The sequence below is a fragment of the Loktanella atrilutea genome (genome assembly GCF_900128995.1).
Taxonomy (GTDB): domain Bacteria; phylum Pseudomonadota; class Alphaproteobacteria; order Rhodobacterales; family Rhodobacteraceae; genus Loktanella; species Loktanella atrilutea.
The window spans coordinates 1-13,840 of the sequence record NZ_FQUE01000004.1 but is presented as its reverse complement, the minus strand read 5'-3'; the positions used below and the strand labels follow the sequence as shown (position 1 = coordinate 13,840).

The 13,840-nt window shown below is 65.9% G+C and carries 14 protein-coding genes and 1 pseudogene; 2 read left to right on the top strand and 13 right to left on the bottom strand.

The genetic code is table 11. The features are described 5' to 3' along the window. Positions 1-12 precede the first annotated feature (12 nt). The 9 genes from BUA54_RS09740 to BUA54_RS09700 form a co-directional block, all read right to left on the bottom strand. Positions 13-1,383 (bottom strand): ATP-binding response regulator, encoded by a 1,371-nt coding sequence (locus BUA54_RS09740; RefSeq protein ID WP_072857074.1) that lies wholly within the window; start codon positions 1,381-1,383, stop codon positions 13-15. Beyond that, entirely contained in the window at positions 1,373-2,521 is a 1,149-nt protein-coding gene (locus tag BUA54_RS09735; RefSeq protein ID WP_072857073.1) for an FIST N-terminal domain-containing protein, read from the bottom strand. The genes BUA54_RS09740 and BUA54_RS09735 overlap by 11 nt, the downstream gene beginning before the upstream one ends. Positions 2,522-2,530: 9 nt before the next feature. After that, positions 2,531-3,235: a response regulator gene (locus BUA54_RS09730; RefSeq protein ID WP_084114299.1), complete on the bottom strand. Its 705-nt coding sequence runs from the start codon at positions 3,233-3,235 to the stop codon at positions 2,531-2,533. A 134-nt stretch (positions 3,236-3,369) separates the two neighbouring features. Then, positions 3,370-3,957, bottom strand: coding sequence for a hypothetical protein (locus BUA54_RS09725; RefSeq protein ID WP_072857072.1), 588 nt, complete (start codon positions 3,955-3,957; stop codon positions 3,370-3,372). Next, positions 3,954-4,754: an ABC transporter permease gene (locus tag BUA54_RS09720; RefSeq protein ID WP_072857071.1), complete on the bottom strand. Its 801-nt coding sequence runs from the start codon at positions 4,752-4,754 to the stop codon at positions 3,954-3,956. The genes BUA54_RS09725 and BUA54_RS09720 overlap by 4 nt, the downstream gene beginning before the upstream one ends. Then, positions 4,751-5,488: an ATP-binding cassette domain-containing protein gene (locus BUA54_RS09715; protein ID WP_072857070.1), complete on the bottom strand. Its 738-nt coding sequence runs from the start codon at positions 5,486-5,488 to the stop codon at positions 4,751-4,753. The genes BUA54_RS09720 and BUA54_RS09715 overlap by 4 nt, the downstream gene beginning before the upstream one ends. Beyond that, positions 5,485-5,919 (bottom strand): cupredoxin domain-containing protein, encoded by a 435-nt coding sequence (locus tag BUA54_RS09710; RefSeq protein WP_072857069.1) that lies wholly within the window; start codon positions 5,917-5,919, stop codon positions 5,485-5,487. The genes BUA54_RS09715 and BUA54_RS09710 overlap by 4 nt, the downstream gene beginning before the upstream one ends. Before the next feature lie 29 nt (positions 5,920-5,948). Next, positions 5,949-6,911 carry a PQQ-dependent catabolism-associated beta-propeller protein gene (locus BUA54_RS09705; RefSeq protein WP_072857068.1) on the bottom strand — a complete coding sequence of 321 codons (963 nt, stop codon included), beginning with the start codon at positions 6,909-6,911 and terminating at the stop codon, positions 5,949-5,951. Then, on the bottom strand, positions 6,908-8,083 hold the full coding sequence (locus BUA54_RS09700) for an ABC transporter substrate-binding protein (RefSeq protein ID WP_072857345.1): 1,176 nt from the start codon (positions 8,081-8,083) through the stop codon (positions 6,908-6,910). The genes BUA54_RS09705 and BUA54_RS09700 overlap by 4 nt, the downstream gene beginning before the upstream one ends. 180 nt (positions 8,084-8,263) lie before the next feature. On the opposite strand from BUA54_RS09700, the gene BUA54_RS21220 reads away from it, so the two are divergent. Beyond that, positions 8,264-8,797, top strand: coding sequence for an SRPBCC family protein (locus BUA54_RS21220; RefSeq protein WP_084114297.1), 534 nt, complete (start codon positions 8,264-8,266; stop codon positions 8,795-8,797). Continuing rightward, positions 8,794-9,723 (top strand): YncE family protein, encoded by a 930-nt coding sequence (locus BUA54_RS09690; protein WP_084114295.1) that lies wholly within the window; start codon positions 8,794-8,796, stop codon positions 9,721-9,723. The genes BUA54_RS21220 and BUA54_RS09690 overlap by 4 nt, the downstream gene beginning before the upstream one ends. Here the strand turns inward: BUA54_RS09690 and BUA54_RS09685 are convergent. The 4 genes and pseudogenes from BUA54_RS09685 to BUA54_RS20815 form a co-directional block, all read right to left on the bottom strand. Continuing rightward, positions 9,720-10,529: a substrate-binding domain-containing protein gene (locus tag BUA54_RS09685; protein ID WP_072857067.1), complete on the bottom strand. Its 810-nt coding sequence runs from the start codon at positions 10,527-10,529 to the stop codon at positions 9,720-9,722. The two genes, BUA54_RS09690 and BUA54_RS09685, sit on opposite strands and share 4 nt — an antisense overlap. Beyond that, positions 10,529-10,972, bottom strand: coding sequence for a c-type cytochrome, methanol metabolism-related (locus BUA54_RS21550; RefSeq protein WP_245810622.1), 444 nt, complete (start codon positions 10,970-10,972; stop codon positions 10,529-10,531). Before BUA54_RS21550 ends, BUA54_RS09685 begins: the two co-directional genes overlap by 1 nt. 406 nt (positions 10,973-11,378) lie before the next feature. Further along, on the bottom strand, positions 11,379-13,184 hold the full coding sequence (locus BUA54_RS09675) for a methanol/ethanol family PQQ-dependent dehydrogenase (protein WP_072857065.1): 1,806 nt from the start codon (positions 13,182-13,184) through the stop codon (positions 11,379-11,381). A gap of 515 nt (positions 13,185-13,699) precedes the next feature. Next, a pseudogene (locus BUA54_RS20815) lies at positions 13,700-13,840 on the bottom strand (S-(hydroxymethyl)glutathione dehydrogenase); the annotation flags it as partial.

The following is a 13,840-nucleotide window of genomic DNA, read 5'->3' as shown; positions in this document are numbered from 1 at the left end:
GGGTCGTTTCCTTTATCCACAGATCGTCACGGCCGCATCGACGCCCCGGGGCACGTCCGCAAGCGCCGCGCACATGGCGCGTTGCAACTGCGCCTCGTCCACCGGCTTGGCCAGCAGTGCGACATTCAGGGCGTGGGCATCCGCGGCCATCGCCTCGGCGTCGTCGCCGCTGACCAGCACCGCGGGCAGTCGCGCGTGACCGTCGGCGCGGAGCTGGCGGATCGTCTGGATGCCAGTCTCTCCGCCGTCGAGGCGATAGTCCGTCAGCACGAGATCGGGCGCGCGCACCGCAAGCGCCTGGCGGGCGGCCCTGATCGAATCGACCGTCCGGACGGTCATGCCCCAGCCCGTCAGGAGTGCGTCGAACGCCTGACGCATCGCGGGGTCGTTCTCGACAACCAGAACGTGGAGCCCACGCAAGGCCTGCGGAAAATCGCTCTGGTGTCGGTTGCGATCCGGCGCGCGCATGGCGCAAAGACCGACACGCACCGGCAGACCGACGCGAAAACGCGAACCCTTGCCCGGCTCCGAATGAAGTTCCAGCGGATGCTTCAACAGATGTGTGGCGCGCTGCACGATCGACAGTCCCAGCCCGGTGCCCGGTTGGTCGGAGTGGCCCAGACGCTCGAATTCCTGAAAAATGCGCGCGCGGTCGGCGTCGGCGATGCCGGGACCCTGATCGTAGACCTCCAGCCACGCAGTGTCACCCTGACGGCGCACGCCGACCAGCACCTTAGCGCCATCGGTGTATTTCAAGGCGTTTGCGATCAGGTTCTGCGCGATCTGACGCAGATACACCGGATCGCTTTCGACCGTCAGGCCGGACCGCACGAAGCGCAGATCGACGCCCCGCTGCACCGCCAGTGGCTGCAGGTCCAGACCCAGCCGCCAGAACAACCGGTCGAGCGAAAGGGGCACGAGGTCCAGACGCACGCTGCGTCCGTCCAGCCGCGCGATCTGCGACAGCGCACCGATCAGCTCTTCGGCCGACTCGATGGTGCCGGTCAGGTGTGACACGATATCGACCTGCCGCGCGTCCGTGGACAGGTTCGCCAGATGCGACAGGAACATCTTGGCGGCACTCAACGGTTGCAGCAGGTCATGGCTGGCAGCGCGCAGGAAACGGGACTTGGCCCGGTTCGCCTCGTCCGCCGCGGCATGGGCCTGTGCCAATTGTGCATTGATCGCTTCCAGATCGGTCAGAGCGCGTTCGAGGTCATCGTTGCGTGCGATGATCTCGCGTTCCAGCAGGGCAGCGGCCCGGGTGAGGGCATAGGACGGGCCGCGCGCCTCCTCCGTCCGTTCCAGCCGTTCGACCAGCGCCTCGACGATCCGCTCCAGCTTGGCGATCCGGCGGGCGGGCGTGTCTTCGTCACGCATCATCGCCGGCCCCCCGTGTCAGGATCGCCAGACCGGCAAAGGTCTGGTTCACGTGGATGCCGCAATGCTGCTCGCCGTAGGTGTTGAAGCCTGCAATCCTGAACTTGCTGTAAAGTGCGTTGATCAGCACGCCCTGCCCCGCCTCCTCCAGCGCGATGCGGCGCAGGATGCAGTCGAAGCCGAGGATCAGCGCCACATCGCCCAGCGCGTCCAGCCGGTCGCGCATGCCGTGGGTCAGGCTGTCGGCGCGGCCAAGCTTCAGGATCGCGCCGGTTTCCACCGCCGACATCAGGGTCAGCCCGCCCGATGCGGTGACGCCGCTGATCGCACGCACGAAATTCCGTCCGTTGGACCGTTCGAGGATCGGATTGGCCGCGAATACCGCCGGGCCGAGGTCCGCGACGGGCACGCCGATCAGGCGGGCGTATTCCTCGACCGCCGGTTCGGCGTTGATCTCCTGCAAAAGGCGGTCGTCCGGACTGGCGCGGGTTACGAACATGCGTTGGCTGGCTGGGACGAAGGGATCGAATACCACTTCTTCGACCGCAAAATCAGTCTCGAAAAGACAAAACAGCGCGCTTTCGCCGTGGGTCTGGCCGTTCAGCGCAAGGTGCGTCCGGTCGAACCGCAGGCTGTCACCGGCAGAGCCGCCAAGCACCAGCAGGTCGGGAAGCGTGGCGTTGACCGTCGTGGTGATCAGTTCCTCGCGACCGCTCATGCCGTCGATCAGTAGCAGGCCGAACTGCGCCCGTCCCGGCGTCGGCGCGAAGTCCGCCGACAGGTCGCGCAGCGTCCGCATCCAGCCGCGCGCCATGTGCTGCCGCAGGCAAGGCAGCCAGACCGCATGGGCACGGAAGGTGGCGGCGGGAAAGCCGATCAGCACGACCTGCCGGTCATCGTAGCCGCCAAAGGCGAAGCCACCAGCCGAGGAGCAGCCCATGACGTCGCAGTCAGGGCCGAAGGCCTCTGCCAGCAAAGCGGAGACCTCTGCCACCTGTTCCCCATCAGGGGCAAAGAACAGGACCATCGTCAGCAGGCAGTCACCGAAGGCCGCGCGGCACGCGCCGAGGATCGCAGCGCCGTCGCCGCCGGACTTCAGCACGATCGGTTGTCGGGCCGTCTCTGCGCCGGTGTCGCGCATACCGCGCTCCTACGTGGTGAACAGCCGCGCCTTGGCGGCCAGAAGGGCCGCATGGGTCCGGTTGCGCACGTTCACTTTCGTCATGATCGCAGCGATGTGGGTCTTCACCGTCGCCTCGGCGATCGAGAGTTCATAGGAGATGATCTTGTTCGGCCGCCCCTGGCAGATCAGCCGCAGGATGTTCATCTGTTGCGGCGTCAGTGTCGCAAAGGACCGGGCAAGTGCCAGTGCCTCGTCCTCTTCATCGGAACAGGGGTCGTAGTCGTCCGGCAACACGGTCTCTCCGCGCCACATGCGGCGGAACGCCTCCATCATCTCTGACTGCGGCATCGTCTTGGTGATGTAGCCACAGGCGCCGGCCGCCAGAACCGCTGTCACCATCCGCGAATCAAGTTCTGCCGACAGCACCGTGATCGGCACGTCCGGTGCCTTCTGGCGCAGCGTCAGAAGGCCTTCGACCCCTTCCACGTCCGGCAGCTTGAGATCCAGAACGATCGCGTCGATGGCGCCATCGCCCTTCAGCGTGGCGATCGCGTCGCTCAGGCTGGCGGCGACGCGGACCTGACGCAGGCCCAGTTCATGGGTCATCGTCATGACGAGCGCCTGACAGATCAAAGGATGATCGTCGACGATCAGGACGGTCTCTACCCGTCGTCGCGTGGAATGCCCGGTCACGGTTTCATGGCCGGCAACGCCGATGTCTTCGTGCTTCATGGTGTTCCTCCCTGGGTTCGGACACTCCCCTGCCCGAACCTTCATCCTATCGCCGTCCTCACCGTTTGCGAGTGTCATAAGACGTGGCACATCGCGATCGGCGGATATTGGACGACTTTTCCTGCAGTTGGCCGCTACAGCTTGCTTTGGATCATGCGACCGAGCGCGAATGCCCGCTGTTCAAGAATGACCGGCGTCTCGCAGACGTAGGTCAGCGCTTGCTGACGGTCCTTGAAAATGCGCGTGGCCCAGTCGAGATCGGCCTCTGCCTTGTCGATCGCGTCGAAATCCGGTGGATCGGCCGCGTTCAGCGTGTCGAAATCCTTGCGCAGCGTGTTGATCTTGTCGTCCAGCGCCTCCTGACTGTGGGCGTAGCGGGTGATGCCTGCCATCACCCGGTCGCGCGCCCGCTGCACGTCGTCGAAGGTCGCAAGGAACAGCGCCGTCATCGCCACGTCGTCGTGGTCACCGGCAAAGGTATCGACCATCGCCTGCGCCTCTTCGAGGCTGGTGCGACGCAACGCGATGTTGCGTGCCAGCGTGCGGATGGTGGTATCCTTTGCCCGCTCTGCCGTGGTGTCGTCGGGGACGGGTCCGGTCCAGACCTGCGCGATCGACAGCTGCGGCTGTTTGCGTTGCAGGCAAGGCCAGTCCGGATCCGTGACCTGCTGCGCCACCGCGGGTCCCGCGGCGATCAGCGCCAGAACGAGTGCCTTGATCATGCTCCCCCCTTCTTTCCGCGCCAGAGTCCCTTGGCCGGATCATACATGAAAACCGTGGCCGCGAAGAACACAATGAGGCACAGCAGCGTGATTGCCGCCGCTGCCGGGTTCAGCTGGCCGTAAAGTGCGAAGCGAACGAGTTCGACCGCATGGGTGAACGGATTGGCGGCGGCGATGTCGTGCAGCAGCGTGCTCGATTCCTGCATCCGCCAGAGCGGGTAGAGCGCGGAGGATGCAAAGAACATCGGAAAGATCACGAAGTTCATCACGCCCGCGAAATTCTCGAGCTGCCGGATGCCGGAGGAGATGAGCAGGCCCAGCGCGCCCAGCATCAGTCCCGAGAGGATCAGTGCCGGCAGCACCGTGAGGTAGCCGATGACCGGCGGCCGGACCTCCCAGAACCAGGCGATGAGGAGGAAGGCATAGACCTGCAGCACCGCCACCAGCACCGCCGCCGTCAGTTTGGCCCCCAGCAGAAACCAGCGCGGATAGGGGCTGACCAGAAGGCTGCGCATCGCCCCCGTCTCGCGGTCGTAGACCATCGATAGGGACGACTGCATGCCCGCGAAGAGCAGGATCATCCCGCAGAGGCCCGGCGTGACGTAGACGTCGTAGAGGACGTAGGTCTTGTAGGGCGGCACGATGCTGACCCCCAGCACCGACCGGAAGCCCGCCGCGAAGATGAAGAGCCAGACCAGCGGCCGCACCAGCGCCGCGAGAAACCGCTCGCGTTGGCGGGTGAAGCGCAAAAGCTCCCGCCGCGCGATGCCGCCGAAGGCGATGGACCAGCCGGTCATGCGCGCTCTCCGGTCAGGGCCATGAAACCTTCGGAGAGGGTGCCCGTGCCTGCCAGATCACCCGCGGTGGTATCCGCCAGCACGCGGCCCTGATGGAGGACGACGACGTGATCGGCGGACTCCATCTCCTCGAAGATGTGGGTCGCCCAGAGAGTCGAGACGCCCTCCTGCGCGATCAGTCGGCGCACCAGTGCCAGCACATCCGCCCGCGCCCGGACGTCGAGGCCCGCCGTCGCCTCGTCCAGCAGCAGCAGTTCCGGGCGGTGCAACAGGGCGCGGGCGATCTCGGCCCGGCGCTGCTGGCCGCCTGACAGGGTGCTGACGCGGGCGTCCATCTGCGGTGCAAGATCGACCAGCGCCAGAACTTCTGCGATGCGCGGGGCCGCCTTGCGGGCAGAGATACCATGCAGCGCCGCGTGATAGGTCAGGTTTTGCCGCAGGGTCAGGTCGCCATCCAGCGCGCGGCTTTGAAACACCACTCCGAGGCGCGCCAGCGCCTTGCCCGGCGTGCGGCGGGCGTCGAACCCCGCGACGGCGATGCGTCCGGACGTGCTGTCGTAAAGGCGGGTGATGAGAGAGAACAGCGTGGTCTTGCCCGCACCGTTCACGCCGAGCAGCGCGCAGAAGGCCGCGCGCGGCACGGTCAGGCTGACGTCCTGCAAGGCAGCCTTCGACCCGAAGCGGTGGCTGACCGCAGCGATGGAAAGGGCCGGGGCGTCAGCGGTGTCGGTCATTGGATGGTAAAGACGGCCTTCTGCGTCTCGCCCGTCGATCCGGGGATCGACAGTTCATAGGTGCCCGGCTGAATGGCGATGAAGCTGATCTCGGCCTCGCCCTCGTCGTCGAATTCGAGCGAGGCGAGGCCCATCGGGCGCACCTCGATGTCGTTGATGACCACCTCGTTCACCCAGATCGCGCGGAAGAAATCGCCGCCGGAGAGGCCCAGTTCCGCGGTCCCGTCCGCCTCGATGGTGATGCTGTAGTAGCCGCCCGCCTTCAACATGTAGGGCGCCTCGGCCACCGGCTTGCCGGAGCCGAGGGTCAGCGGCGCAAGATCGGTATGGTTGGCCTTGCCGGTCATGCCGGAGAATCCGTAGTCGAACTGCTGGGCGACAAGGGGGCCGGCGGTCAGGAGGGTCAGGATTGCAGCAATCGCGATCTTCATCGGTCTAGGGCCTTTCATTGCAGGATACATCAGGGTGTCGGCACGACGACCAGCCCCCAGGGCTGCTGGCCGACCTGCACGGATTCCGTCACCGTGTCGGTTGCAGTGTCGATCACCGACACGTCGTTCGAATTGCCGTTCGCGGTATAGAGCCGCGATCCGTCGGGTGAGAACGCCATCTGCCAGACCCGCTGGCCGACCAGCAGGTAGTCGGTGACCTCGTCACTGGCGACGTCGATGACCGCGACCCGGTTCGCAGGGCCGAGCGCGACGTAAAGCTTCGTGCCATCCTCTGTGATCCGCATGCCGACCGGCTGCAGCGCCTCTGGCAGCAGGCCCGGCACGTCGAAGGTGATCTTGTGCGTCACCGTCTGGCTGGGCACGTCGATGACGCTGACCGTGCCGCCGATTTCGGCCGAGACGAAGAGCGTCTGGCCGTCCGGCGTGTATTCCGCATAGCGCGGACGGCCGTCGACCAGAATGTTGCCGACGATCTCGTAGGTGGTGGTGTCGATCATGTGGGCCATGTTCGTCGTCTCGGAGGTGTTGACCACGATCTTGCCGTCCGGGCTGACGCCCATGCCCTCCGGCTCCACCCCTACCGGCACCTCGGCCAGCACCTGCCGCGTGTTCACGTCGACCACGGTGACAAGATTGTCGTCCTCGTTGGCGATGAAGAGCCTGTCGCCCACGGGGTCCAGCACGAAAAGCTCCGGGTCCGGCCCGGAGGGCAGCGAGGGCAGTTCCTCGAAGGTGGCGGCGTCATAGACCCGAACGAGATTGTCGTCAGAGGCGCAGACGTAGATCACCTTGCCGTCGTGACTGGCGGTGATGCCGCGCGGGCGCTGCAGGCCGTCGATGGTGTGAATCACCTCCAGCGAGTCGCCGTCGAGGACGCTGATGGAATTGCCGCGCTCATTGGTGACGAAGATGCGGTCGGCCAGCGCGGGCTGCGCCGTCAGCGCGAGGGCGATCAGGGCAAGGTTTCTCATTTGCGGCACTCCGTTTCCGTGCGGTCGATCCCGAGGGTGTCGAGGGTGCTGGTCTGGTGCAGGAACCCGTCCTGCGGCGAGACCGAGACGATGACGTTGTCGGCGGCCAGCAGCACCGGCTGGCGCAACTGCCCGTCCCAGTCGCGGAAGGTCAGCTTCTGTCCCTTGAAGGCGCCCAGTTCGAACCGGTCGGACAGGATGAAATCGCGGATTGCGGCGGCATCTCCGCCCTGCGTCCGCGTCGCCGCCTCGCCCAACACGCGCAGGGCGACCCAGGTTTCGAAGTCTTCCTCTTGCGCGAGGCGGCTGGCCCCTTCCTCGAACCGGTTCTGCCACTGGGTCGCGCCCCAGGCTTCCATCGCCGGTGTCCAGCTGGTGGGGATCAGGCCGGCAGAGCCGGCGACTGGCCGCGCGTCCCATGTGCGGTAGGGCAGGTAGTCGCCGAAGACCCCCGCATGATCGGCCGCGATCATCACATCGTGGTCCGGGGCCCGCTGCGTGAAGACCGGAATCTGGGCCTGCACCAGCACATGCCCTGTGTCCGTACGCCGCGCGCCGCCGGTGTCTTCGTAGGTCCGTTCTTCCACGATCTTGGCGCCGAACTTGGCGGCGGCGCGCGTGTAGGCCTCGGCCAGCGCGACGTCCTCGGGATGACTGCCGGCGATCAGGAACCAACTGTCCCAGCGTTTCCACATCAGGTATTGCGCCAGCGCATCTGCGCGCATCGCGTCGGAGGGCGTCACATGCAGCAGGTTGGCGCGGCAGTCGGCCCCGCGCAGGCTGTCGTCAGTCGCCGCGGCATTGACGACAAGCGCGCGATCGCCGGCCTGATCGGCCAGCGCCACGGTCGTCGCCGCATCCGCCAGCGTCACGACGAAGAAGATGCCGTCGTCCAGCAGGCGCGCCATCTCGGCCTCTGCCGTTTCCGGCGTCGCGACCACGGAGATGGTCTCGAACGTCTGGCCGGTGAAGGCACCGGTCGTCATGTTGTCGTCGGTTGCAAGTGCGGCGCCGGCAAAGCCCAGGTCGTCGGGGGGCAGGTCGAGGCGCGAGATCGGCAGGGGGCCCGGCGCATCGACGCGGATCACCGCGGCGCGATAGGTCACATCCGCCAGCGCAGGGCCGGCAAGGCCAGCCAAGACCAGCGCGCCGCAGATCGCCTCCCGTCTCATCATCGCGTCCTCCCTGCCTGCCATGGGGCACGACCGGGGCCGGGGTTACAACCGGTTTCTTTTCACGATTGCCTCATAACATGCTGAAATCGCTTTCTCTCATACTTTCGGTGGATTGCGGGCAGCAGTACGCTTTCGGCAAGAGTGGACCCGCAGCCGCGCATTGCGGCAAGGGAGAGCATGACGATGACGAAGACGATGATGACGCTCGCGGCCTGTCTGGCGCTGGTGACGGGACCGGCGCTGGCGCATGGTCCTGTCAGATTGAAGACCGAACAGACGGTGACACTGGACGCACCGGTGGAGGAGGTCTGGGACGTAATCGGCCATTTCGACGACATGTCATGGTTTCCGGGCGTCGCGAGCGTAGAGGCCACGGGCACCGAAAAGGGCGCCACTCGCGTGCGCACGATGGAGGACGGTCAGGTCGTAGAAGAAGAACTGCTGAAGCTGCAGTCCGAGAAGCATGCGATCTCGACCCTGATGCTGGAGACCAACCTCGACGTCGTGAAGGCCACGAACTATGCGTCGCACATCACGCTCAAGGATGTGGACGGCAAGACGGAACTTGACTGGAAGGGTGCATTCTATCGCGGTTTTCCTCAGAACGAACCGCCGGCGGACCTGAACGATGACGCGGCCATTGCCAGCGTGGAGGCCCTGCACCAGACGGGCATCGACGCGCTGACCGCCCGCTTCGGCAAGGTGGAGTGATCCCGGCGGCGCGGGTGATCGGGGCCGCCGGTCTGGCTGTCCTTTGGGCCACGTCACCGGGGCTTGGCGATATCGCCGCGATCACCTCGCAGACCGCCGGCACCCTGACGCTGATCGACACGGACACGGCCGAGGTCCTGTCGACAACGCCCCTGCCCGGCCATCCGGCCGCCGTTTCTATCGATGCCGTCCGTGACCGCATCATGGCCGTGGCCGTGGATACCGGGTTGCTGCATGTGTTCGACATGGCCGGTCGTCCGGTGGCGCAGCACCCGGTTGCCGGTGCGCCCTTCGGCCTTGCCATCCGGCCAGAGACGGGGACGGCGCTGATCACCGATCAGACGGGCGTCCTGCGCGAGATCGACCCCGACACCGGGGCCGAAATCGCAGCCTGGCCGGTCGGCGCCATGCCGTCGGGTGTCGCCGCCGTACCGGGCCTGATCGTCACGGCCGATCGCGATGCCGATGCCGTGACGCTGATCCGGGGCGACGGGACGACGGCGCTGCCGGTCGGGCACCATCCCTTCGGCGTGACCCTGCACGACGGGCTGATCTTCACGGCCGATGTGCTGGATGACACCGTCACCGTCATCGACCCGGGCAACGGCAGCATTATTGCCAAGATTCCCACGGCCGAACGACCCTATGCGGTGGCCTTTGCCGCCGGGCAGGGCTTCGTCACCAATCAGTACGACAGCACGGTCACGGTCTTCGACGCCGCAACATTTGCCGTCGCCGGCATGATCGACGTGGGCGACTATCCCGAAGGGATCGCCGCCACCGCCGACGGCGGCCGCATCGTCGTGGCGAACTGGTTTTCGGACACGGTCAGCCTGATCGACACAGCGACGCGGCAGGTCGTGGCTGAGGTCGACGTGCCGGAAGGCCCCCGCGCCTTCGGACTCTTCATTGCGCCGACCCCCTAGTTTCCAGCCTTCAGCGCAGTGCCGTAGTCGTCCACCAACGGCACGCCGGCGTCCCGCAGGATCGCGTCGATCTCATCCTGATTGCGGCGGATCAGGCTGTTCAGTTCGCGCTTCCAGTTGTCCTCTCCGGCTCGCACGCCCATCGTGATGCGGTAGAACAGGCGCGGGGTCGCGGCCTCGTTCAGCAGGGGAATGACCTTGAGGTCGGGATAATCCTTTGCCTTCGGTCCGCCGATCGGGCCCCAGAGCAAGGCCGCGTCGGTCGTGCCATCCTCGACGTCGCGCAGCATGTCGCCGGCCGGATCCTCGACCCGGCGATCGGTCATCAGGTTGTAGGGCTTCGCGTTCTTCATCAGGCCCAGACGGGCCACATGGGTCGTCGGCGGCGCCCCTGCCACGACGCCGATCTTCGCCTCTGTCAGGGCCGGGTCCGAGAGCTGGGTGACACCGGCCAGAGGTCCGTCGGCCTTCACCACGAGCACGTGGGTAGAGGTGTAGTAGTGGTTGGTGTTCAGCACCTGCTCGTCGCCCTGCGCATAACCGATGACGACGTCGCATTTCCCAACGCTCAGCGTCTGCCGGATGAAACCGTTGACCTGCGGAAACCATGTGTAGGTCAATGGCACGTCAAGCCGGGCCGCGATCAGTTCCGCGATCCTGTTTTCGAACCCGCTGCCGTCCTGCGCCGACAGCGGCAGGTTCGCCGGGTCGGCGCAGACCCGCAGCTGAGACCGGTCGACGAGGTCTGCGACCTGTGCGACGGCGGGTGTCGCCGCGCACAGGATCAGGGCCAGTGCGAGCCGCATCAGAAGCCCATGCAGGACGCTTCGGCAGCGTCGTAGGCGTCCGTCTTCGTTTCCTTCTTGGCGGGGCGACCGCGCGGGACGGCGTCCGTGCCGCGGGCACGCAGGTAGGTGTAGATGTCGTCGATGTAGCACATCACGTTCGGATTCGACCCGAAGGCCGGCATCACCTGGTTCTGGGCCTGCCCGACCTCCTGCTTGCCGCCGGCAACGATGCCCACGAAATCGTAGTAGTCGAGGCGCATCACCGACTTCTTCAGCGCCGGCGCATAGCTCGACCCCTCGCCGTCGGGCCCGTGGCAGACGTGGCATTCCGCGTGATAGCGGCGGAAGCCCGAGAATGTCGGCCAGTCGACGGTGCCGTCCGCGGCGATGGCGAAGGTCGGAATGTCCTCTGCCGTGAAGTTGCGGATACCGTCGTTGTGGTCGGCTGCCGTATCGGTCAGCGCCGGATTGTCGGAGGTCGCGGCATCAGCGGTGGCCGTATCCGCCGGGGCAGCGTCCGCCGGTGCCGCATCGGTTGCGGTCGCGTCCGATGTCGTGGCATCGGCGGCGGGGGCCGCATCCGACGTGGTGGCGTCGGTGGCCGGCGCCGCGGCCTGATCGGCCGTCGTGGCGGCGGTCGTCGCCGTATCCTGTGCAAAGGCCGCACTGGCGGCGATCAGGGCAATGGCCGCGGTGGCCGCAAAACGTTTCATGGTAACTCCTCCCATAGAGTGCTGGTTACAGCGTATCCCGCGGCATACCCGGCGCAAATCAAACTTAAGTTGCGGTTGCCGGATCGCGGCCCCGCAGACGGCAACGCCGCCCCCGGTCTGCCCGGGGACGGCGTCGGTGTTCAGAGCGAAACGATCACTCGGGGACGGTGAAGACCGTCAGCTGGCCACCCAGCGCCGTGTAGTCGGACAGTGCCGCATAGCCACCCACGGCACCCAGACCGTCGTTGGCGTTGGTCAGGCCGGCGGCGAGGCCGATGCCTGCCCAGCCACCGATGCCCGACAGGACGCCGACGAACTGCTTGCCGTCATGTTCATAGGTGAAGACGTTGCCAATGATGCCGGACGGCGTCTTGAACTTGTAAAGCTCGTCACCCGTCTCGGCGTCGACCGCCTTCAGGTAGCCTTCCAGCGTGCCATAGAACACGACGCCGCCCGCGGTCGCCATCGCACCGGACCAGACCGAGAACTGCTCTGGCAGGGACCACTTGATCTCGCCCTTGGTGGCGTCCCAGGCGATGAAGTTGCCCATGCCGCCGTGGCTGTCGGGCGCCGGGAACATGGACAGGGTCGCACCGACGTAGGGCTGGCCTGCGGCATAGCTCACGCGGAAGGGCTCGTAGTCCATGCAGACGTGGTTGGTCGGCACGTAGAACAGGCCGGTATCGGGCGAGTAGCTGGCCGGCTGCTGGTCCTTGGACCCCAGGGCCGCCGGGCAGACGCCGGTGGTGTTGGTGTCCTCGCCGTTCTGCTCGGTCGAGTATTCCGCCACGACCTGCGGACGACCGTAGGTTTCAGAGTCCTTGTCCATGTCGACTTCGGTCGCCCAGTTGACCTGCGGGTCATACTTCTCGGCCACCAGCAGTTCGCCGGTCTCGCGGTCGAGGGTGTACCCGAAGCCGTTGCGGTCGAAGTTCACGAGGATCTTGCGCATCTGGCCATCGATCTCCTGATCGGCCAGGATGTTCTCGTTCACGCCGTCGAAATCCCATTCGTCGTGCGGAGTCTTCTGGTAGAACCACTTGGCCATGCCCGTGTCGGGGTCGCGGGCCATGATCGTCATCGACCACTTGTTGTCGCCCGGACGCTGGGACGGGTTCCAGGTCGAGGGGTTGCCGGTGCCGTAGTAGACGAGGTTCAGCTCTGGGTCATAGGTCGTCCAGCCCCAGGTGGTGCCGCCGCCGATCTGCCACTGGTCGCCTTCCCAGCTGTCGAGAGAGGAGTTCGCGCCGATCGGCTTGCCCAGCACCATGGTCTTTTCGGGATCGACCAGCATGTCCTCGTCCGGGCCGGTGGAATAGGCGCGCCAGGCCATGGAGCCGTCGGCGATGTTATAGGCGGTCATGTGACCGCGCACGCCGTATTCACCGCCGGAGATGCCGACGAGGACCTTGTCCTTGACGATCGTCACGGTGGCGGTGTTGGTCTCGCCCTTCGCCGGGTCGCCGTTCTGGACCGACCACTTCACCTCGCCGGTCTTCGCATCCAGTGCCACCAGCGTGGTATCGGCCTGGTGCAGGAAGACCATCCCGTCCGCATAGGCGACGCCGCGGTTGACCGTGTCGCAGCACATCACGCCGATGACGTCGGGGTTCTGCTGCGGCTGGTACTTCCACAGGATCTTGCCGTCCTCGTTCAGGTCGAGCGCGTAGACCGTGTTCGGGAACGGCGTGTGGACATACATCACGTTGTCCACGACGAGCGGAGAGCCTTCGTGGCCGCGCAGCACGCCGGTCGAGAAGGTCCAGGCTACCTGCAGATCGCCGACGTTGTCCTTGTTGATCTTGTCCAGCTTGGAGTAGCGGCTTCCATCGTACTGGCCCAGCTGCATGCCCCACTGGGCGGGGTCTTTCGCGATTTCCGTCACCGAGTCGTTGGCGAAGACGGGGGCCGCCGTCGTCATCAACAGGCTCGCGGCCAGGCTCATCATTACCGTTCTCATTGTCATCCTCCCAGATGCTTCAGGCTTGCGAATACGGTGGATGCAACGGGTGTGCAGCTGCCCCTCCTCGGGCCGTCGCGGCTGGTCGTCGCGTCCATATCCTGATATATATGAAGCGTCCCGTGCACCGATCTGTCAACGCGAACCACGGCCTTTCAACCTATAGTATGACCTGCCGCGCGAGGTCCGCCGCACGTGTGCGGCTTCGCGGGAAACGCCCTGCCGCGGGCCTGTCGACTGTCCGGGCCGGGCCCGGTCGCCGGGGGTGTGGGACCGAAATGAATGGCCGACACCCGGGAGCCGATTTTTCGGCGAAAAATCGGAGGCGCGCGTTGCAGCGAAAGGCAGCGGACCTCTCGTCCCGCGCGTGGCCGGGGATCGGGGGCTGGCCCCCGATGCCGATTTTTCTCGAAAAATCGGAGCGGCGCCCGCGGCGGGTGCGGCGCATGGAAAAGGCCCGGTCGCGCGGGACCGGGCCTGTCGGGGGGCCCCTTGGCGGGGTTGGCGGATCGGGGTCAGTAGATCACCACGCCGCGGATGCTCTCGCCGTGGTGCATCAGGTCGAAGCCCTTGTTGATGTCGTCGAGCGGCATCGTGTGGGTGATCATCGGGTCGATCTCGATCTTGCCCTGCATGTACCAGTCCACGATTTTCGG

Bases quoted from the DNA above. Each gene is read 5' to 3' on its own strand.
- BUA54_RS09735 (WP_072857073.1), bottom strand. From the start codon at position 2,521: ATGCGCGACACCGGCGCAGAGACGGCCCGACAACCGATCGTGCTGAAG.
- BUA54_RS09720 (WP_072857071.1), bottom strand. From the start codon at position 4,754: ATGACCGGCTGGTCCATCGCCTTCGGCGGCATCGCGCGGCGGGAGCTT.
- BUA54_RS09685 (WP_072857067.1), bottom strand. From the start codon at position 10,529: ATGCGGCTCGCACTGGCCCTGATCCTGTGCGCGGCGACACCCGCCGTC.
- BUA54_RS09710 (WP_072857069.1), bottom strand. From the start codon at position 5,919: ATGAAGATCGCGATTGCTGCAATCCTGACCCTCCTGACCGCCGGCCCC.
- BUA54_RS09675 (WP_072857065.1), bottom strand. From the start codon at position 13,184: ATGAGAACGGTAATGATGAGCCTGGCCGCGAGCCTGTTGATGACGACG.
- BUA54_RS09725 (WP_072857072.1), bottom strand. From the start codon at position 3,957: ATGATCAAGGCACTCGTTCTGGCGCTGATCGCCGCGGGACCCGCGGTG.
- BUA54_RS09705 (WP_072857068.1), bottom strand. From the start codon at position 6,911: ATGAGAAACCTTGCCCTGATCGCCCTCGCGCTGACGGCGCAGCCCGCG.
- BUA54_RS09700 (WP_072857345.1), bottom strand. From the start codon at position 8,083: ATGAGACGGGAGGCGATCTGCGGCGCGCTGGTCTTGGCTGGCCTTGCC.
- BUA54_RS09715 (WP_072857070.1), bottom strand. From the start codon at position 5,488: ATGACCGACACCGCTGACGCCCCGGCCCTTTCCATCGCTGCGGTCAGC.
- BUA54_RS09740 (WP_072857074.1), bottom strand. From the start codon at position 1,383: ATGATGCGTGACGAAGACACGCCCGCCCGCCGGATCGCCAAGCTGGAG.
- BUA54_RS21220 (WP_084114297.1), top strand. From the start codon at position 8,264: ATGACGATGACGAAGACGATGATGACGCTCGCGGCCTGTCTGGCGCTG.
- BUA54_RS09730 (WP_084114299.1), bottom strand. From the start codon at position 3,235: ATGAAGCACGAAGACATCGGCGTTGCCGGCCATGAAACCGTGACCGGG.